The sequence below is a fragment of the Perlucidibaca aquatica genome (assembly GCF_001676655.1).
In the GTDB taxonomy this organism is placed as follows: Bacteria; Pseudomonadota; Gammaproteobacteria; order Pseudomonadales; family Moraxellaceae; genus Perlucidibaca; species Perlucidibaca aquatica.
The window spans coordinates 63,314-82,700 of the sequence record NZ_LZDB01000002.1; the positions used below are offsets into that span (position 1 = coordinate 63,314).

The window sequence follows — 19,387 nt, forward strand, 5'->3', positions numbered from 1 at the left end:
AACGCTTAGTAAGGAGTTCGACATGGCTGTGGGTGATCTGTCGCTACCCGTCATGCTGCCCATCAACGGCGTGCGTATTGGCATTGCTGAGTCGGGCATACGGTATAAGAATCGTCGCGACCTCGTGGTTTTTGAAATTGCGGAAGGTGCAGCGACGGCGGCTGTGTTTACCACCAACGCCTTTTGTGCCGCTCCGGTGCATGTGGCCAAAGCGCATCTGCAAGCGGGCTCGCCACGTTACTTAGTGATTAACACAGGCAACGCCAATGCCGGTACCGGCGAGCCCGGTATGGTGGCTGCTCAGGTGTCTTGCCAAGCATTAGCGGGCTTGACGGGTGTGGCGCCTGAACAGGTACTGCCCTTTTCCACCGGCGTTATTGGCGAGTTATTGCCGGTAGCGCGCTTGCAGGCGGGCTTGCCTGCCGCCTTGGCAGCGCTGGATGCGGATAGCTGGACTGCAGCTGCGCACGGCATCATGACCACGGATACGCTGCCGAAAGGTGCCAGCGAGCAATTTACGGTAGACGGTAAGACCTACAAAGTGACGGGCATCTCTAAAGGTGCGGGCATGATTCGTCCGAACATGGCCACTATGCTGGGCTATGTGGCGACGGACGCTGCGGTAGCGCCGGATGTGCTGCAAGCCTTGTTGCGTGATGTCGTGGAAGGCTCTTTCAATCGCATCACCATCGACGGCGATACCTCCACCAACGATGCCTGCGTCCTGATTGCTACCGGCAAAGCGGGAAATGCGCCAGTGACCCGACCTGAAGGCGAGCTTTATAGCGCCCTGCATACGGTACTGACCCGGGTCTTCTTGCGCTTGGCGCAGCTCATCGTGCGTGATGGTGAAGGCGCGACGAAATTCATGACGGTTCGCGTAGAAGGCGGCGGCAATATTCAAGAGTGTTGTGATGTGGCCTATGCCGTGGCACATTCGCCATTGATTAAAACCGCGTTCTTCGCCTCTGACCCGAACTGGGGTCGTATTTTGGCTGCGATTGGTCGCTCCGGTGTGCCGGCCTTGGATGTGTCGAAAATCAATGTCTGGTTAGACGATGTTTTGCTCTGCCAAAACGGCGGCGCGGCAGCGTCCTACACCGAAGCTCAGGGCGCCGCTGTGATGCAGCAGGCCGAGATCACTATCCGCATTGATTTGGGTCGTGGCAACTATAGCGATACGGTATGGACCTGCGACTTCTCTTACGACTACGTCAAAATTAACGCGGACTACCGTTCTTAAGTGCGTAAGTTCGCCCGCTCTGATGTCTAGCGCCTTGCTTCGCGTGGTTGCCGCGGTCATTCGTGATCGCGATGGCCGCGTGTTGCTCGCGCAGCGTCCCTTGCACACGCATCAGGGAGGCTTGTGGGAGTTTCCCGGGGGCAAAGTCGAGGCGGGCGAGACCGAAGCGCAAGCCTTAAGTCGCGAGCTCACCGAAGAGCTCGGGCTAACACCTACCGCGCTTGAGCCGCTCATTCGTATTCGCCATGACTATCCCGATAAATCGGTTGAATTATCGGTGTGGCAAGTTACACGTTGGACCGGCGAGTCTTATCTAGCGGGTTTATCGGGAACGCCTCACCAACTAGGCCGAGAAGGGCAACCCGTAGCGTGGGTAAGCCCAGATGACCTACTTCAACGTCCTTTCCCTGCGGCCAACCGACCCATCGTGTCGGCTGTGCGTATGCCCATGCGGTGGCGTATTACTCCCGCGTTAGCATCGCTGACGGATCTTCAGTCCTGGGCTGAGCAGCGCCTACCGGCTGCCCTGCAAGCCTCTTCAGATCAGCGCGAGGGCTGGCTGCTGCGCCTACCGCACTGGTCCGCACAGCACTATGCTCAGGCCGCCGACTATCTTCAGCGCTTTTTGTTGACGCATGCCGCACACGAACGTGTTGCACTGAGCCTGCATGGCGAGACGGACTTGCTGAAGCAGTGGCCGGCCGTAACGCATTTCCACCTAACGCAGGGGCAGGTTCAGCAGTGTCTAACGCAGGGCGTGGTGCTGGAGACGCTTAAGGCGAGGCCAGAGCAGCAATTCACAGCGGCCTGCCATAGCGCCGACGAGCTCGCCAGCGCCACGCAGCTAGGGGTGGATGCTGTGTTCTTGTCGCCTGTGCTAGACACGCCATCCCATCCGGGTGCGGCGACCTTGGGTTGGTCGTCATGGGCTTCGCTTGTGCGCGGGGCCACGGTGCCGGTTTACGCCTTGGGGGGCGTTACGCCAAGTGATGCGGCTTACGCCCGCTCATTAGGCGGGCAGGGTGTGGCCGGTATCAGTCAGTTTTAGCGGTATCGAAATCATCCAGATCAGGCGGTGTAGCGGCTGGAATGGCATATTTTTCGCTAGCCCACGCGCCTAGATCGAGCAGACGGCAGCGATCGCTGCAAAAAGGCTTGTAGGTCGCCGCTGCACCCCAAACCACGGGCTTGCTGCAACTCGGGCACTGCACCACGCGGGTGACCGAGGAGGATGTGTTTTCCGCTGTCATGCTGACGCTAACTCCAAATACTGTTGATGCAGGGTATCTAACTGACGCTGCAAATCCGCCACGCTGCCTTCATTGCTAACGATGTCATCGGCTCTTGCCAACCGTTGGCCACGCGACCATTGCGCTTGCATGATGGCCTTAATCTGCTCTGCGCTAACGCCATCGCGTTGGCTGGCACGGAGCATTTGCGTGGCCTCGCTGACATCAATCAACAGGGTGCGTTGCACAAAATTTACCTGGCCACTTTCCCACAGCAAGGGCGAAGCCAGTACCGCATAAGGTGATGTAGCGGCCTGCAGTTGTTGTCTCAAGCCTTCGCGTATGGCCGGGTGAGTAATCGCCTCAAGTGCCAATCGTTGCTCTGGATCGGAGAACACCCGCTGACGTAGCCACGGACGATTGAGCTGGCCATTTTCGAGCAAAGCCTCATCGCCAAAATACTGATGAATAGCCGTTAACGCGGGCTGGCCCGGCGCCACAATTTCCCGTGACACCACATCGGCATCCACAATGGTGATGCCCAGGGAGTGTAAGTAGTCCGTTGCCGCCGTTTTCCCGGAGCCAATGCCGCCGGTGATGCCTAAAATCCAGCTTGCCATGCTGCGTTTTCTCTACAAAGGAATTGGGAACCAGAACAACAGCAACCCCGAGGCTGCAAGCGCAGGGCCGAAGGGGAACTCCCCCAGCGCACCTTTGCGGACTCTGAACCAGAGCGCAATGAGCAACCCCAGCAACGATGACATGAGCAGAAGTTGGGGCAGCACTAAACCACCCAGCCAGGCACCCAGCGCGGCGAGCAGTTTTGTATCGCCACCGCCCAAGCCGTCGCGACCGGTGACTAATCGGAAGCCGGTCGCCATGAGCCAGAAAACGGAGAAGCCGGCCATGGCACCCCAGAGCGCTTGCTGAAGGCTTAGGCCTAACGGGTTTTGGCCGATGCTGGCGAGAAATAGCCCTACCCAAAGCAGCGGCAGGGTGATGCGATCGGGCAGCCATTGGCTATTCCAATCGATGATGCCACCGACCACCAGCGTCATTGAGAAGCCGTAGACCGCAAGCGTGCCCAACACATCTCCGGTGAACTGCCACGCCACTACCGCTAAGGCTGCGCTAATGAGCTCCACCAGTGGATACCGAATACTGATGGCGGCGTGACAGTGGCTGCAGCGTCCGCGCAGGAATAGCCAGCTGAGCACTGGGATGAGGTCACGGTAGCGAATGGGGGTAGCGCACTGTGGGCAGTGAGAGCGAGGCAGGCTCAGCGACAATGAGGGCGTGGGTGAAGCGGAATCCGGCTTGATGCCTTGCTCCACCAGGTAGGCCTCCAGTTCTGCTTGCCACTCTTGCTCAATGATGCGCGGCAAACGATAAATCACGACATTGGCAAAGCTGCCCAAAATGAGGCCAAGCAGGGCGATTAAGGCCAGCAGCAGGGTGTTATCCATCAAATCGCATTTCCTAGTTCAAACAAAGGCAAGTACAGCGCCATAACGATGATCCCGACGAGCACACCGAGGCCAGCCATTAATGCCGGTTCAAGCAACTTGAGTAGCAGAGTGCAGCGGCTCTCAAGCGCATCTTCAAAGTGTTTAGCCAACTCATCGAGCAGACTGACGAGCATACCGGATTCCTCGCCAATCGCGATCATCTGTGCGCTATGGGAGGGGTAAGTTGCCTGTGATGTAAGGCTATCTGAGAGTCGTTGGCCCTGAGCAACCGCTTGATAAATCTCCGCTTGGGCAGGAGACAGTGGCGACTCCGCCACCAGGCTCGCGGTTTCAGTGAGGGCGTCCAATAAGGGGAGCCCGGCACGTAAGGTTTCGTGGAGTGTGCGGTGCCACAAGCCTAGCCAATAGGCTTTGGATAGGCCGCCGGCTAAGGGTAAATGCCATAAGACCTTGAGTAAAAATGAGCGAAATGGCGCTTGGGTTCTCCAACTGTGCCTAGCCCAAAGCAACAGCACTGTAAGTAGCACGATGCAGGGAAGGGTCAGCCATTGAACGAGCGTACTCAGCGCCATGATCTGGAGAGTCAGCCACGGTAATTCAGCACCAAAGCTTTGATAGAGATCGGCAAAGCCGGGCACGACCCGCCACAGCAGAAAAGTGGTAACGGCCAGAGCGCCCCAAAGCACAGCCAATGGATAGCGTATCGCAGCTACCACTTGGGCCTTTAATTGGATGCGCCGCGCCTGCCACTGCGCTAGGCGCTGAATCTGAAGATCGAGCTGACCAGAGCGCTCCGCCACGGCCAGCAGTTGCACATCGCTGCGTCGGAATCCGGCTTGATGCGACAGCGTTACGGCAAACCCTTGGCCTTGCTCGATGCCCATCAGAACCGGCTGCCAATAGGCTTGCAGGCTGCTAGAGCACTGCAGATGCAGCAGCGATAACGCAGGGTGAAGGGCAATGCCCGCGTGTAATAACGTCGCCAGTTGCTGAAGCCAGCGTTGCTGCTGAAGCGCAGAGGCCGGCTTAGGCTTCCTCATAGCCCAATACGCGATGCAATTCATGGCGACTCACACAGCCTTGTTGCCACAAGGCTTCACCGTTAGCGCGTAGGCTCGACCAGCCCGCTTTTACCGCACAGGCTTGAAGCGCATGCCTGTCTGCACCCGAAAGGCAGAGCTGGGCCAGTGCGGGTGACATCTCAATATGCTCGAACAAACCAATGCGCTGGCTATGGCCTTGTTGACAGGCCTCACAACCGTGTCCGGCGCTAAAACCACCGTGCTGGGTGTCAATGACTTTGCACCGATCACACAAGCGCCGAATAAGTCGCTGCGTGACAACTAAGCGCAAACTATCGGCGAGCAGGTAGGCAGGAACACCTAAATGCCGCAATCGGCCGAGTGCTTCAATTGCAGTGCCTGAATGTAATGTGGACAGCACGAGATGCCCGGTTTCCGCGGCCTGTAAAGCCATTTCTGCGGTTTCACGATCACGAATTTCACCGACCATTAAAACGTCTGGGTCCTGACGTAGCAGGGCTTTAAGTATTTCAGCAAAGCCCAAGCCAATACGCGGTTGTATGGGCGTTTGGTTAATGCCGGGTAGTAGTCGCTCAACGGGGTCTTCAATGGTAGCGATGTGACGGTGACGGGCATTTAGGTGCTGTAAACAGGCGTAGAGCGAGGTGGTTTTGCCGGCGCCGGTGGGGCCGGTGATCAGAATCAAACCGTCCGGCCGGGTCAAATGATGAAGCAAGGCATGCTCAGTGCTCGCGGGAAGATGTAATGCGGCCAGCGTTGCCGTGTGACCTGCATCCGCTAGTCGCAAGCACAGCTTCTCGCCATGAAGAGTGGGGATGCTCGCCACACGAATGTGGCTCAGCCCCTGGCCAGCATCGCCTAAGCGACCATCTTGAGGTAGTCGCTTCTCGGCCAGATCCATTTGCGCCATAACTTTCAGCCGAGACACCAGTCGTGGCTGCCAAAGTGGGGGTACATCGAGCCAGTCCTGAAGCAAACCATTAATCCTTAAGCGCAGGCAGGCTCCTTGCGGCTGCGGATCAATATGCAGATCAGATGCCCCGAGTTGCTGAGCTCGTATCAAGAGCGAGGTGACCCAGGGCACCACCTCTTGGTCTTGCCGAGGCAAAACCAAGCCTTCTGACAACATCAGGCTCATGGCAGTTGCCCTTAAATTGCGAGACCGGTTTGCTGTTTGCTGCAGCTAGGCGCAGACCCGTTGGCCACCGTTTTTCCAGTCCAGATGGCATCGCCGGCACTGGTGTCGACCTGCATTTCAATTTTGCAGGACCCCGCTTCGTTATTCCCTATGACCGCGACAGTCAGGGTTGTGCTGGTGCTCGACACGGTGATGCCATTGCTGGCCGAATACTTGGGCTGAGGCAGGGTGGTTTGAATTTCAGCAGCGGTATCGCACGCTGAACTGGTCATTCCGTTTTCAAGCAAGCATTCGGAGATGGCCAGCTTTAGCGGTTCGATCTGGCTGAGATTGACGGACCATTTCGCCCGCATAACGTAGTTTTGATATTGCGGAATTGCCACGGCGGAGAGAACGCCGACGATCGCGATCACGATCATGAGCTCGATCAAGCTAAATCCGTGTTGTGATGGGTGCTGTAACTGAACGGGATATTTCATGGTGTGGCCTCCTTGCCAAGGCGGGAGATGCTGAGTGATCTCACGCAGAGCCGCATGCTCATGACTAAAGGCTAGGAACGAAACATCGCTTTCGCTAGGGCCGTCTGAAACTAAATTTCAAGCAGGTCGGTGTGGGGGCTGCGCTTGTCAGGGCGAGGGTGGCTCGTTATTATCGCCGCCCACACAAACGCTCGTTTGTGCTTTTGCCGGCATAGCTCAGTAGGTAGAGCAGCGCATTCGTAATGCGAAGGTCGGGGGTTCGACTCCTCTTGCCGGCACCATATAAATCAACAGCTTGGCGTGAATAATGCGCCGTCTGTCGCTCAGTTATCGAATGATTGTCCAATTGCTGTCGAGATGTACTTCTGGAAAATGGGCGTAAGCCTTCCCTAAAACTGAACATCAGTTCTTAGAGCCTGCGTCCTGTTGTGTATTGGTCTCCGCTATTGCGCAGCGACGAATTCTGCCTTGCCTCGCAACCACCCTCCCAGCGCGCCAAACAACGATCCGCCGATTATGTTGAGCACCGGCAGTATCCACAGAGGCTCCGGCAATGGCACGAGTGCGGGATTGCCGACTGCAATATGCGTACCGAGCACGCCCGTGGTGAAGAAGGTTGCGCCACACGCGCCACGGCAAAAGCCCGTGATCGGCGTAAGGTGCTCATAACCTGCCATCACACCGCCGAAGACACTGAGGATGAGGAGAAACACGTAGGCTGGTATTGACCAGCCTAGTGCAAGGCCGGTGACGGCGCCAAAAGTGAGCGGCAGGAATAAGGTTGCAAGCAAGGCTATCGGCAGGGGCTGCGACGACAGCAGTTTAATCTTCGAACGTAAATCAGCCATAACGGTTGCTCTTTTTCTTACGGTCTTATCGGCAGGGCTGGCTCATCAAGTTTCCGCAAGCGGGCGCTGGCGGTACGTTGGGTGGTGCGGCTACGCGCCCCAAGACCAGCTTTGAGGGCCGGTCTTTCGCGTGATAAATCGTGTTCACACTGGGAACGAAAGAGATCATGAAGCCCCAGTCTCCGGTGACGGGAGACGGGGTATCGATAATCAGGCGCAGGGCGCTGCCTTTGCGTATGCGGTGGGCAAACGGCAGTACTTCGGCGCGCACTTCGACCACTTCGCCGGGGCTGAGTGCTACGCCATCTTTGCGCAGGAATGTCGGTACGGGATGCGTAGCCGTCGTTAGTTTTTCATCGAGCGTTCGTTTCGACGCACGCTGCCAGCCACGCTGGATGTAGACCTCTTTACCATCGGCCCGAATTTCAGAAAGCGTAACTTGAATATCGATCTCGTTAGACGTGCTGCTCAACCATAAGTCGGCACTGCCAGCGCCTAGATATTGCTCATCCTGCGTGAAGGGCTGTGTTGTAAAAACGGCTTGATGTAGTGGCGAGCCGGGTACCTTCCAAAGCTCATCTAGTGCCGAGGCGGGAATGAAGTTGGGTAACAAGGTAGGAATGGGTAACCCACCTGGAAAGGGGTTTATGCCGGGTGAAAGTGAGGGGTACAGGTAGTTTGTGGAGGCGGCATCTTGGACTTTTTCACGCGTCATCGCGCCATTAGCACCGAGATAGAACGTGCTGGCTTCAGGCTTGGGTAGCTCGTTATAGGTGGTGATCCAATTCGGTTTTTCATCGTCTACCCGCACTTCGTGCAAAATTTGAATGTGCGGTGTTCGTTCCCAGCCATTTTTTTCTCCGCGCAAATAGTGGTCGAAGAATTTTTCTGCGAGGTCGGTGTAGGTTTTGTTGTGGTAGGTAAAGTCGTGATTCCCGTTAGACCATAATGTCCACACATTGCCGAGCTTGGTCTTGTCAAAAAAGCCCCCGGGCTGAATAAAGCCGCCCATGCGCGAGCCGGTTTGTTCATCCTGCCAATACAGCACATTGAGCATGGGTACGGTGATCTTCGATAAGTTTCGGCTAACGCTGCGTTTATCGTAGTCAAAGGCATCGTCGCGATAGGTACCGTGGAGCAGGCCCTCCACTGCGAACGAGCGGTAAGTGGCAAGGTTGGTGGCGTGATTGGCGGCGCATTCGGCGTCACTCGCGAGTACGGCGGTGGGTACGGCGGCTAAGCTGGGCACTTCTTGCTGTACGGTAAACAAGCCAGTGAAAGTGGCGTTCAGTATGCCGCCGGGGGCTCCCACGTCGGCGTATAAATCGGTGAGGACATTCGCGGGCGCAATGGCTTTCAGGTGGGGTGGCTGCTCTGCCGCCGTAAACAATTGCATGATGCCGGGATAGGAGTAGCCGAGCATGCCGATGTCACCATTCGACCAGGGCTGTGCTGCGGCCCATTCCACGACCTCGGCACCATCTTTAGCCCATTGCGGCGAGAACAAATCAAAATTGCCACCGCCCGAACAGCCGGTGCCGCGTATTGATACTCCTAAGAAGCGGTAGCCTTTGGGCAGCAGTCTGGCTTTTAGGTCGGGTAACGAACCAAAGTCGGGGCCGGTTCCAGCGCTATAGCCATCATATTGCAGGAGTACCGGCCCCTTTTCTGCGCCCTCTAAATACTCGAGGTAATAGCGCAGTCGAACGCCATCGCTAACCGCAACATAGTCTTCTTGAATGACCGTTTTCGCCGTTGTTGGCGCGAGTGCTGGGGTTGCTGGCGTAGAAGCGGTCTCTTCTTTGTTAAAGCCGCAACCACTGAGTAGCAGGGCTAGCAGCAGTGGTTTCATTGCGTTCATAGGGTCAACCTAGGTTATTTTTATTGTTAGATTTGACCGGGGCAGTGTAAGCCGTTCCCTCTAGAACGGCTTAGTGCCACATTTAAAAAAGTAGGGCAAAGAATTGAGCGGTGCCGGTACGGTGACATCGGCGGGACCCTTAAATTCGCGGCTGGTTTCCACATGCTGCCAGCAGCCTTTAGGTAAGTAGACCTTTCGCGTGACCGCGCCTTGAGTAACAACCGGCGCAACGATGACATCCGGCCCCAGCATCCATTGTTGGTCCTCAGAGCGTGCGCGGGCGTCGTCTGGGTAGTGGAACCAGAGGCCGCGTGTGGGCGGAATGCCGGTCTCTTGCGCTTCCTTCCACAAACGCATAATGAGAGGCGCTGCGGCCAAGTGTAAATCTGCCGCTTTGCGCCAATGCGCTAATGTTTGGTCACCGTAGAACCATGGCATACGCACGCCATTGCTGGATGAGTTATGCACTCGGAAAACGGGCGATAGCGCGGCCCAGAATGACCAACGGGTAAACAACTCCGCATCAGCAGCGCCTACATGGTAGTCAAAGTAGCCACCAATATCGGTATTGAAACCATAGGAGCCTGTCGCGCTTCGGCTCAACATGTCGGTGGTGAGCGAGGCGATGCCAGAGGCGCGTGACCAGTCACTGGTTTCATCGCCAGGGAAGTTGGCCGACTCATAGGCGGAGCTGCCTTTGCGACCGGAGTAACCTGCGCGAGTCCAGAAAAATACCTTGCGCCCTGTTTTTTTCTCGACTTCATCCAGCACTTCACGCGTGGTTTTATGGAATAACGTGGGGTAGTGGTTATGCATGGTTTCGCCGGTGCTGCCATCGTGAAAATGCATATCCAACGCAATGTGTTCGCCAAAGTCTTGCATGAAGCCATCGGCGCTGAGATCCAGAACCATTTCACGGATGCGACCCTGCCACCACTTCACTGCTTCTGGGTTAGTGAAGTCGATAGCCGCTCCGAGACCACCAAAGGGCGTGCCAAAGAGATAGGGCAGGCCCAAGCGGTCGGTGGTGACATAACGGTTGGTAATCGCCTCCACAAATGTCTCTTGGCGCTCGGTATTGGCGGGGTCAATGCCCACATAGTTGCGAATATACAAATAGGCTCGAATGCCGCGTTTATGCAATGTTTGGATGATCTCTCGGCTGGTCTCACGCGGGAGAATTTCCCAGCCTTCAAATACGTAGCCCTTAATCGGCAACTTGTCTGCGTCAATGCGCTTTAAGTCGTCGCGTATTTTCGCTTCATAGGTCTCGGCGGTATCGGCCTCGGCAGAGAGTACGCGCACGGCACGGGACAGTGTTGGGCCCAAGTCGGCGGGGTCGGGCACGCGGTGCCGCCCTTGAATGCTCGACAGGCTTTTCACAATCGAGGGCAGGCTACCGGGAATGACCAGGTAGGTCATTTCAGCCCCAAGGGTGTTGACTTGCCACGCATTCGGGTTGGCAGCGCCCAGGTTGTAGCGCGAGGGTTTGGTGCTATCCAAAAAGAAGCCGTAACCGCCCGTGGACGCAAAGGCCGTGGAAATGTAGTAGGCCGAGTCTTCACCGGAGGGAAACATGAACGAATTGCCGCTGCCGGAGAGTGGGTCGGCAACAGGCGCTGCGGGCCCAGCTCCCACATTTTGTGCCTGAATGAAGTTGGTTAACGACTTGCCGCGTTGGTTTACCGCGTTGTGGCGGCCGCCAAAACCATGAAAGGATTCATCCGCTTTCAGGACAAAGCTGTCGGCGATAAATGCGACGCCGGCAGAAGGCGTGACGGAGACGCTGACTGCGAAACTGGAGGCTTCGTCTTCAACAATGCGTGCGGTAATGACGCGACCCGTCGGGTCATTGGTGGCAATGGTGAGTTCAACGCCACGAGGAATGGCCTTCGCCGCAGTGACTTGGGTGCCGTGAAACTGAACGCCGACCAGAGCTTGAGTAATGTAGTTCCCTACCCACGGCGTGGCGCGTAACTGCGGCGATACGGAGGCGCCCAGCAAAAAACTGAATGGGGCATGTAGGAGTTGGTCTGGAATCAGATTGCCGCCTGCGGGTTGATCCAGTACAAGCCCGGGTTGCAACGGGCCAGCGGGGGAGCTTGCCTGTTTAAGCACCAAGGCATTTTGCGCATTAAAAAATCGGACTTGCAGGGGGTTGCGATCAATTTCGACGCGACCCGACGCGGACTTGAGCGTGAGCATTTGCTCACCCATGACCAACTGCGACGCAGCGGCTTGGCGACTGGCAGCGGTCTCTTTTTCGCTATTACAGGAACTTAAAGCGAAGGGAAGTAGTGACGCACAAAGTAGCAGCGACCAACGCGTGGATCGTATTTTTGGCCGCAAGGTTGCAAGGAAGGAAGGGCGCATCATTTTAAGCTCCGCTAAATAAATTCAAATTGACGCAATCGGCCATGGCTGCATAGCCCAGTGGACTGGGGTGCAAGTTGTCGCCACTGTTGTATTGAGGTGCTAGATAGCCCGGCCGGTCTGGGTCACTCAGGCAAGCCTCGAAATCCACTACCCCGTCACTTAATTTTTGCTGACGAATCCACGCGTTGGTTTCATCACGGCCCCGGCGCGCTTCTGCAGTGCCGTGCAGGATTTGCACATGCAAAGGGGTCGCGCCTAAAACGGGAAGGCCATCCCAGACGCTGCCTTCGGCTGGCGGGATAGTGCCCAGCACAATTTTTAGGCCAGCCGCTTGCACGCGTTCCACAACGGATTTCAAGCCCGCAATCATTTCTGCAGAGGTGGGGGCCGCGCCAAGATGGGGGTTGCCAAAGTCATTGGTGCCGATCATCAGCAACACATGGCTTACGCCGGTGGTTTGCAGAACGTCCGTATCCAGTCGTTTCACGAGTGCGGGGCCAAACTGGGGCAACCAGCCATCATTAAGCAGTTCGTTGCCGCCAATCCCGGCATTGGCCACAGCAATGGGAAGCCCGGCTTTGAGAATGCGGCGCTGTAAATGATCCGGATAGCGTTGATCGGTGGCGGTCATGCCTTGGCCTTGGTTGCCGAGAAAGCTCGTGGTGGAGTCGGAGCCATCCGTAATCGAATCCCCCACAACGACCAGTATTTTTACACTCGGGCGACTCAGCACCTCTAGAGCTTCAATGACCAGGAAGTTGCTGGTATAGCCTTCGGGTGATTGCTGATAGGCGGCGCCACTGGCATCGGCGGCATGATCCCCGGGTGTGCTGAGATAAACGAACTCATTTGCCCCCAAGTGGCGCGTGACTTGTGGCGTGAGGCCTGGGGCATGAAAGCTAATGCTAATGCGCTCAAATGGGGTAATCGAATAATGAGTCCAATCACTGACGCGCGTTTCACCAGGCTTTAGGGTGACTTTGGATTGGCCATCAAATGTGAGCAAGCACTGACTGTCTGGTATGACATCGGCGCTGCCAGGCGCGCGTTCGCGTGCAACATGCACACGATCCAGCTCTACCGGCAGGCTAGAATAACGATTGGTGATGCGAAGGCGAACAGTCTGTCCTGGCCAGTGAGGTGCGAAGGACTGGCGCACCGAGAGGCCAGAAATCGGGTGGGTAATGAGGGCGTCACTGGGGGCATTTTTCCAGGACGTCACGATGTGCTGCTCGTGGGTATCGGAGACCGGCGTGCAGGGCTTCTCGAGCGATGACGCAGGACGATTGTTGGCCGACTCCTGTTGGCTGGGACGGTCGCTACATGCCGTTAGTAATGCAAACGCCAGTGCAGGGAAGGCAAGCAAGCCGAACGTTGAAACGTGAGAAGTCATGGTGGCTTGAATACCTTCTTATTCTTATGGGATGAGCCGCTAAATCTTATTTGATACGCTGAAGTGTCAGAATAAATGTGATACTTTCCAGTGTCAACTTCCTTTATGTAGCCGTTATGACTTCGCCCACGACTGATTCGGCATCTGAAACAACCGCAGCTACTGGCAAACAGGGGCGTCCTTATGCGGGCATGGCGGCAACACAGCGCCAGCTTGAACGACGGAATAAACTGATCGAGGCGGGTGTGGTTCTGATTGGCCGCGATGGTTTTGCGACGGTCACCATTGATGCTGTTTGCGCGGAGGCGGGGCTCACCAAACGCTATTTTTATGAGGCCTTTTCGAGTCGTGAAGGTTTGCTCACGGCGGCTTATGAGTCAGTCACCCAAGAGTTTTTGCAAACTATTTTGATCGCGACCCTGCCGCATCTTCAGGATGCGCGCCAGTTGGTTCGCTCGGGGCTAACTGCAACCTTTGGTTTTGTGAAACGACATCCTGATAAAGGCCGCCTGTTAATGATTGAGGCGATGTCGGTTCGCGGGCAGTTAAGTCACGTCTTTGGTCAGCGCTATGACGACTTCGTGAAGTTATTAATCGACTTTACGCGTCCCCTGTTGGTGCAGGGCGCTCCTTCAGATGTTGTCTTCAATATCATGGCAAAAAGCATGGTGGGCGCCATTATTCATCTCTGTCATGGTTGGATTGCGACTGACTTTAAGCAGCCCGAGCAGGAGCTGATTGAAGGAATGGAGCGGATCATGGCAGGTATAGGCACGAGTTTGGGGGTCAAGGGCTGGGTCGTTCCCTCGTAAGCCGTCACGAAGCAGCAAGCGAATTTCTCCGTATATTTTTTAAGCTGGCGGCTTAGTGGCTTTCGCTTTAAACTGACATTACAGCCGGTCAAAAAAGCCGGTAATAAAAATAATAAAGAGAAATGTCATGCGCCATGTTCTGAGCTCATGCCTGTGGCTGACTACTGCCTTTTTAGTCGCCTGTGGCGAAGATTCGTCCGTCAAAATTCCCAGCTCACGTACGTTGCCCACGATAACATTGCAGGTCAGTCCTGCGGCTGTGCCAGAGGGGGATGCCCCTCGCGTTCTGGCACTCACACTTCGGCGCCAAGGCGAAGACCTATCTGCCGCGAGTTCCGTGCGCCTTCAGGCGTTGCCGAACACCGCGACCGCTCAAGATTTTCAGGCACTGGACACGGTCGTGACCTTTGCGACGATGCAAACCGAAGCTACGGCCAATCTCACCATTCTCGGTGATACCACTGTTGAGCCCGATGAAACTTTGACGTTGCGGTTATCCGAGCCGCAACAAGCCACCCTATCGATGTCGACTCAAGTCCTAACCTTACTCAATGACGACCAAGCGCAAGCGCGGGTGAGTGTGCTGGGCCAATCGGTGGCTGAAGGTCAGCGTGGCGTAACGCAGGCCGTGGCAACGTTTCGGTTAGCAGAGGTGTTGGATCAAGCCACTGTGGTCAAGTTCACCAGTCTTGATGAGTCAGCTATTAGCACGGGTGATTTGGCAGATTATGTCGGGCGTGTCAGTGACTCAGTGACCATCCCTGCGGGCCAGCTCTCGGTAGCGGTGCCTTTTGATGTTCGTGGCGATGGGCGCTTTGAGCCCGATGAATCCTTCACCGTCAAAATTCTAGAGGTCGTTGGTGGGGTTGCCGAAGCGGGTCAAGATCGTGCGGATATCACGATCCGTAATGACGACCTGAAGTCGCCTTTTAAAGTCGGTGCCTCTCGTGTGGATAGCACGCCCACTGAATCCTTATGCACCGGCGGCTATGGCATTTTCTGCGGCTGGTATGCCACGGCGTCTCGACCCAATGCGATTGGAGGCCAGGACACGCTGTTTACCCGTGCGATGGTGGTGAGCCGCGAGGCGATTGCCACTGAGCCAGAGCAGTCGGTCGTCATCATCACGACCAGCGCTATTGGTGTTTTCGCGGCCTATAAAGATGAAGTGACCACCGATGGTCGTGTGCTTAAGCGTCCTGGCCTCTATGACACGCGAGTGCGTTTGGCTGAGGCTTTGGGCATCCCCGTGGACCGGATCTTTATTCAGTCGGACCATTCGCATCGTGCCCCAGACACCATTGGTATCTGGGGTGGCGTGCCAGCCAGTTTCTACAGCCGACTCCAGCAAGACATGCTGACGGCTGCCAAACAAGCGTGGCAGCAGCGTCAGCCCGCTGAGCTGTATGTTGGGGCGATTGATGGCGACAAAATTGCCTGTCCTGCCCAGTATTTTATTGATGCAAACGCGAACCTCGGAAAGTCTAAGTTGCCGCGCTGCACGGTGAAGTCGCTGTACAACTTCGACCCTAATAAGTGGGTTGATGACGAGTTTCGTGTCCTGGAGGCGCGTCATCCCGACACTGGGGCGCGTATTGCCACATTTATTAATTATTCGCCTCATGCCACGGTGCTCGACGACACCGGCGATGCTGTTTTTTCCGGTGACTGGACCGGTTGGGCCGCCGCCATGTTGGATAAAGATGGTGCCGTGGGCTTGGCTACCGTGGGTACGTTGGGCCGCACCGACTTCAAGTCTGAAAATGATGAAGGCGATGGCACTGTACGTAATTTAGCGCGGGAAAAATCGGCCCGTGCGCGTCTGCGCTATTTCCTTGATTCGCTTTATCACAGCGAGTCCGCGATGACCGTGGTGGCAGGGGTGACGCCCTTTGTGCGCGTAAAGGGAGACCGCATCGCGAGCGCAGAATGGTTTATTCGTGAAACCGTGACGAACCCCATTTTCTTTGGCAACTATGCGCCCTTTGTTGGCATTCCTGGACGCGGCTACCCCTCCGATACTCAGGCCAGCATTGATCGCGCTATTTTGCCGCCGTTCCTCAACGGTAATATTCTGGGTACGTTTGCGGGCGCATTCCGTATTGGCGATTTGTTCTTCGGCACGGCCCCCGGCGAAGAGTTCCCAAATGCTCAGCAACAGCTGCGTGACGCCGGTGGGGTAGGCGGGGCGCAAATGCATTTCTTCTTAGGCGCCACGAATGACTTCCTCGGCTATATGGGGCCGGCCAGTAGTTATGATCAGGTCGTCGCCCAAGGTGCGACGTACTTTTTCTGCCCGCCGGGCGAGTTTGAAAGCAACGGTCGCGATGTACTAAGCCCCATTACTTCGCCCCTAGGCTATGAGGCGGGGCGCTTAATGGATGAGGGCTCTTGCCCGGATCATTTTGTGCTTATGTCATCGCCTCATATTGGCGATCATGTGGCCTGCTCGATTCAGAAAGCCAGCGCGCGCATCGGCTTCACCGCCGGTGAGCTGCCGCCACAGTGCCAGCTGTTAACGGCCACGGACGATGTCTTATCACCTTCCCAATCGGTGGGCGCTCAAGTACCTGTGGGCGCTGATCGCTCGGCACCTGTCAGTCTGATGGGCATGGTGCAAGATGCGCTGGTGGATCTCCTGAATACGATCCAAGCAGCCATTTCCGGGCAATGGAATGGGGTGGTGAGCGGTGTCCAAACATTACTGAGTCACGCCATACAAGCCGGGAGTGAGTTATTGAATTCCGGCTTGGCTGCGTTTGTCAGTGAGGACCCGGCGACGGGCCTGAGCAATTTGTTGACGGGTGTGTCACCTGGTGATGTGGCTAGGGCCGGTGTTGCCGTCGTGGATATGACGCCCGATGTTGGTTACTGCGCTGGCCAGTATTGCGATGTCACCGATAAGCCAGATGGCTTAAGTGGTGGCGACATTGACCCATTCCTGACGCATAAGGCTAAAGAGTCCAGTTATGGTGTGCAGTCGCGCTTAACGGCGCGTGCCATTGTGTTGGAAGGGGTTAATAAGAAGCGCATTGCGCTTATCAAGACCGACAATTATTTAGCGCAAGATGCATTGCTGCGGCGCGTTGGCCAGCTCTTGCAAGCCGCAGGTTCGCAGGTCGGCTACGAGCAAATTCTACACATGGTGACGCACAATCACTCGTCGTCCTACTCTGCTACGCCGGCCTGGGGTGTCTGGGTTTTCCAAGATATTTTTGACCCGCGTTTCTTTGAGCGCCAAGCACGTGCCATGGCCTCCGCCATTTTGCAGGCCGAAACCAATCTAGTGCCGGCGCGCATGGGTGCCACGGAGGTTCGCCACAAGATATTCAAAGGTAATGTGGTGAGATTGGCAGTAGCCAATGACGGCACGCCGGCAGGTTATCCGCTGGAGTACGGTGATCTTGGCCTCACCGTGATGCGTCTGGACGATATGTCTAATCCGCAAGCACCTAAGCCTTTGGCGATTTGGATGAACTGGGGTGAGCACCCAGAGTCTTTAGATACCCACAAGCTGCATAGCGCCGACTTTCTCGCGGCGTTGGAGCGATTTGTGGATCGTGAGGCAGGTGTTCCCTTGGTCTTTAGTCAGGGCGATGTGGGCAGTGCGGAAGCCTCGGGCAATAGCGAGCAGCTCATTGCCGATGATGGCCAAGTGTGTGGTCGTCATGCGCCCTCGGGCGCACGGGACTCGCAATGTGCGCCAGGCCAAGGCGTGGTGCGTGATTGGAATCACAAAGGCTATGCGCAGGTGGAGCGTGCCGTGCGCTTTCTCGCCGATGATGTTCTGAAGGCCTGGCATACCATTGGCCGTAACGAAGGTACGGTGAAATTAAGCAGCGACTTTGTCGTGGATTATCGCAATGCGAAAGTTCCTGGACCGCTGTCGCACCCATACCCTGCGGTGTCGAATTGCAGTACCAAGACGACCGTAGAGGGTGATGTGGGGGTGCCCATAACCGGGTTGCCAGATTGTGGACGCTATGGCTTCCCCGGCGATAATCCGCTAAGTGGCCAGCTCGGATTGGTCTATGCCACGCTGAAGGCCGAAGGTGTTCCCTTGCCCGACCATTACGATGCCACCGCTTATACCGGTATTGAAGAGAATTTGCGTATCTATCTTCAGGCCTTTCGTATTGGGGAGGTTTTGTTGGCCTCCTGTGCTTGCGAGGCTCAGGCTGATCTTATTTTGAATTTGGAGTCTCGTTTGAACCAAGTGCCGGACGACATGTATGCCGGCTTTGATTGGTATTGTGTCGCAGAAGATAAGGGTTTGCTCCCCCGCGACTCACGCTATGCCGCTGCCTGCGATTTGCAACGTGATAAATATTACGATGTCCGTGAGTTCCCCACCAACATCCCCGGCGTCTTAGATAACGAGGGAGGCCGACGCGATCGCGTGCGTGCGCAAATTCATAACGATGCCCAAGGTTGGGATCGTGTGGAGAATGTCTTGGTAGCGAATGCCGAGGCCGCAGATACACGCCGTATTTGGGGCAATTTCAGTCGCACGGAGCTACCACCTCAACGCGGATATGCATTGCCGGTTGGCATTGGTCATGCCGGCGATTATGTCGGCTATACGGTGAGCTATCGAGAGTTCATGAGCCGTGACAGCTACCGTAAAGCGCTAACCAGTTACGGCCCGCATACCGCGGACTATATGGTGACTCGACTAGTGCAAATGGCTGGCGCGATGAAAGGTGGCCCTGAGTTATTGGCCGAGCCGCATGATGCCTTGGCGCAAGTGGATGAAGTGCGTCAAAAGGCGCAATCGTTGGCGTTGGGCCAAGTCACCGGTGCTGCCTACGATGCCTGGCTGGCGGCATTGCCCGCTGACCAGGGGCCGGCGCAAGCGGTGCGTCAGCCCAGCACGATTCCGCTCTTTAGCGCAGCTACCTTCCGTTGGCGTGGGGGCAATACCCAAGTCGATAATCCTTTCGTCACGGTCTCGCGTTGTGTTCAGGAAAATGCAGGTAGTTGCCAGAGCTGGCAAGCGTTTGCGGACATGACCGGTGAAGTGCAAACGCGCGTGCATTGGCCGCAAGGTTTGCCGGGCATGGTGTCTACCTATGCAGGTCAATTTGCTTGGGAGTGGACGGCCAACTTTGAGGCCTTTAAAGCCTTCCCTGCGCGTATGGGTAGTACGCCTCTGGGCCTGTATCGCTTCGAGGTCACCGGTTGTATTCAGGATGTGATGACCGCCCCAGCCGATCACTTGCCCGGCCGCGCAGCAACGGGTTTGCGTGCGCTACTACCGGATCTGCTCGACCATCAGCTCAGCAACATCATGCCGATGGATTGCCCAGGCGGTGCCACGCGTTATGCACTGAGCTCGAATGCCTTCCGCGTTACCGATGGGCCGTGGCGTCGTACGTATCAGTCTGAGTTTCCCTACATTTCTGACGAGTCGGGTAGAGACACGCGCTTCTGCGAGCAGTGCAGTTTTAGACCGTGGATGCAGTAAGTCGTCGCAGCCTGCGTGGGGCATAAATC

14 protein-coding genes and 1 tRNA gene are annotated in these 19,387 nt (G+C 56.3%); 5 read left to right on the forward strand and 10 right to left on the reverse strand.

Going from position 1 to position 19,387, the window contains the following annotated elements:
• Window positions 1–22 precede the first annotated feature (22 nt).
• Both argJ and A8710_RS03930 read left to right on the forward strand, forming a co-directional pair.
• Window positions 23–1,243 (forward strand): bifunctional glutamate N-acetyltransferase/amino-acid acetyltransferase ArgJ, encoded by a 1,221-nt coding sequence (gene argJ / locus A8710_RS03925; RefSeq protein ID WP_068858207.1) that lies wholly within the window; start codon window positions 23–25, stop codon window positions 1,241–1,243.
• Between the two features lie 22 nt (window positions 1,244–1,265).
• A complete protein-coding gene (locus A8710_RS03930) occupies window positions 1,266–2,291 on the forward strand; it encodes a Nudix family hydrolase (RefSeq protein ID WP_068858208.1) in 1,026 nt (341 codons plus the stop codon).
• Here the strand turns inward: A8710_RS03930 and A8710_RS03935 are convergent.
• The 6 genes from A8710_RS03935 to A8710_RS03960 are packed head-to-tail and all read right to left on the reverse strand — an operon-like array spanning window position 2,278 to window position 6,601.
• The gene (locus A8710_RS03935; RefSeq protein WP_068858209.1) at window positions 2,278–2,493 is read right to left on the reverse strand and encodes a DNA gyrase inhibitor YacG; all 216 of its coding nucleotides are present in this window, start codon (window positions 2,491–2,493) and stop codon (window positions 2,278–2,280) included. The genes A8710_RS03930 and A8710_RS03935 overlap by 14 nt on opposite strands.
• Window positions 2,490–3,092, reverse strand: a complete 603-nt coding sequence (gene coaE / locus A8710_RS03940; protein WP_068858210.1) for a dephospho-CoA kinase — start codon at window positions 3,090–3,092, stop codon at window positions 2,490–2,492. Before coaE ends, A8710_RS03935 begins: the two co-directional genes overlap by 4 nt.
• Before the next feature lie 12 nt (window positions 3,093–3,104).
• The gene (locus tag A8710_RS03945) at window positions 3,105–3,938 is read right to left on the reverse strand and encodes a prepilin peptidase (RefSeq protein ID WP_068858211.1); all 834 of its coding nucleotides are present in this window, start codon (window positions 3,936–3,938) and stop codon (window positions 3,105–3,107) included.
• Entirely contained in the window at window positions 3,938–4,981 is a 1,044-nt protein-coding gene (locus tag A8710_RS03950; RefSeq protein WP_068858212.1) for a type II secretion system F family protein, read from the reverse strand. Before A8710_RS03950 ends, A8710_RS03945 begins: the two co-directional genes overlap by 1 nt.
• Window positions 4,968–6,122 carry a GspE/PulE family protein gene (locus A8710_RS03955; RefSeq protein ID WP_082968643.1) on the reverse strand — a complete coding sequence of 385 codons (1,155 nt, stop codon included), beginning with the start codon at window positions 6,120–6,122 and terminating at the stop codon, window positions 4,968–4,970. Before A8710_RS03955 ends, A8710_RS03950 begins: the two co-directional genes overlap by 14 nt.
• Before the next feature lie 11 nt (window positions 6,123–6,133).
• Window positions 6,134–6,601 (reverse strand): pilin, encoded by a 468-nt coding sequence (locus A8710_RS03960; protein WP_068858214.1) that lies wholly within the window; start codon window positions 6,599–6,601, stop codon window positions 6,134–6,136.
• A 205-nt stretch (window positions 6,602–6,806) separates the two neighbouring features.
• Between A8710_RS03960 and A8710_RS03965 the strand changes: the two genes are divergently transcribed.
• Window positions 6,807–6,882: transfer RNA gene (locus A8710_RS03965), tRNA-Thr, on the forward strand.
• A gap of 162 nt (window positions 6,883–7,044) precedes the next feature.
• Here A8710_RS03965 and A8710_RS03970 read toward each other — a convergent pair.
• The 4 genes from A8710_RS03970 to A8710_RS03985 are packed head-to-tail and all read right to left on the reverse strand — an operon-like array spanning window position 7,045 to window position 13,079.
• The gene (locus A8710_RS03970; protein WP_068858215.1) at window positions 7,045–7,449 is read right to left on the reverse strand and encodes a hypothetical protein; all 405 of its coding nucleotides are present in this window, start codon (window positions 7,447–7,449) and stop codon (window positions 7,045–7,047) included.
• A 25-nt stretch (window positions 7,450–7,474) separates the two neighbouring features.
• Entirely contained in the window at window positions 7,475–9,310 is a 1,836-nt protein-coding gene (locus tag A8710_RS03975) for a CocE/NonD family hydrolase (protein WP_082968644.1), read from the reverse strand.
• A gap of 60 nt (window positions 9,311–9,370) precedes the next feature.
• The gene (locus tag A8710_RS03980; protein WP_068858217.1) at window positions 9,371–11,686 is read right to left on the reverse strand and encodes a TIM-barrel domain-containing protein; all 2,316 of its coding nucleotides are present in this window, start codon (window positions 11,684–11,686) and stop codon (window positions 9,371–9,373) included.
• Between the two features lies 1 nt (window position 11,687).
• Window positions 11,688–13,079 carry a GDSL-type esterase/lipase family protein gene (locus tag A8710_RS03985; RefSeq protein ID WP_068858218.1) on the reverse strand — a complete coding sequence of 464 codons (1,392 nt, stop codon included), beginning with the start codon at window positions 13,077–13,079 and terminating at the stop codon, window positions 11,688–11,690.
• Between the two features lie 116 nt (window positions 13,080–13,195).
• On the opposite strand from A8710_RS03985, the gene A8710_RS03990 reads away from it, so the two are divergent.
• Entirely contained in the window at window positions 13,196–13,891 is a 696-nt protein-coding gene (locus A8710_RS03990; RefSeq protein ID WP_082968645.1) for a TetR/AcrR family transcriptional regulator, read from the forward strand.
• A gap of 127 nt (window positions 13,892–14,018) precedes the next feature.
• Entirely contained in the window at window positions 14,019–19,358 is a 5,340-nt protein-coding gene (locus tag A8710_RS03995) for a Calx-beta domain-containing protein (RefSeq protein WP_068858220.1), read from the forward strand.
• Window positions 19,359–19,387: the final 29 nt, after the last annotated feature.

Excerpts from the sequence above, each read along its gene's own strand:
- A8710_RS03950 (WP_068858212.1), bottom strand. The coding sequence starts at position 4,981 with ATGAGGAAGCCTAAGCCGGCCTCTGCGCTTCAGCAGCAACGCTGGCTT.
- A8710_RS03970 (WP_068858215.1), bottom strand. The coding sequence starts at position 7,449 with ATGGCTGATTTACGTTCGAAGATTAAACTGCTGTCGTCGCAGCCCCTG.
- A8710_RS03955 (WP_082968643.1), bottom strand. The coding sequence starts at position 6,122 with ATGAGCCTGATGTTGTCAGAAGGCTTGGTTTTGCCTCGGCAAGACCAA.
- coaE (WP_068858210.1), bottom strand. The coding sequence starts at position 3,092 with ATGGCAAGCTGGATTTTAGGCATCACCGGCGGCATTGGCTCCGGGAAA.
- A8710_RS03975 (WP_082968644.1), bottom strand. The coding sequence starts at position 9,310 with ATGAACGCAATGAAACCACTGCTGCTAGCCCTGCTACTCAGTGGTTGC.
- argJ (WP_068858207.1), top strand. The coding sequence starts at position 23 with ATGGCTGTGGGTGATCTGTCGCTACCCGTCATGCTGCCCATCAACGGC.
- A8710_RS03985 (WP_068858218.1), bottom strand. The coding sequence starts at position 13,079 with ATGACTTCTCACGTTTCAACGTTCGGCTTGCTTGCCTTCCCTGCACTG.
- A8710_RS03990 (WP_082968645.1), top strand. The coding sequence starts at position 13,196 with ATGACTTCGCCCACGACTGATTCGGCATCTGAAACAACCGCAGCTACT.
- A8710_RS03945 (WP_068858211.1), bottom strand. The coding sequence starts at position 3,938 with ATGGATAACACCCTGCTGCTGGCCTTAATCGCCCTGCTTGGCCTCATT.
- A8710_RS03995 (WP_068858220.1), top strand. The coding sequence starts at position 14,019 with ATGCGCCATGTTCTGAGCTCATGCCTGTGGCTGACTACTGCCTTTTTA.
- A8710_RS03935 (WP_068858209.1), bottom strand. The coding sequence starts at position 2,493 with ATGACAGCGGAAAACACATCCTCCTCGGTCACCCGCGTGGTGCAGTGC.
- A8710_RS03960 (WP_068858214.1), bottom strand. The coding sequence starts at position 6,601 with ATGAAATATCCCGTTCAGTTACAGCACCCATCACAACACGGATTTAGC.
- A8710_RS03930 (WP_068858208.1), top strand. The coding sequence starts at position 1,266 with ATGTCTAGCGCCTTGCTTCGCGTGGTTGCCGCGGTCATTCGTGATCGC.
- A8710_RS03980 (WP_068858217.1), bottom strand. The coding sequence starts at position 11,686 with ATGATGCGCCCTTCCTTCCTTGCAACCTTGCGGCCAAAAATACGATCC.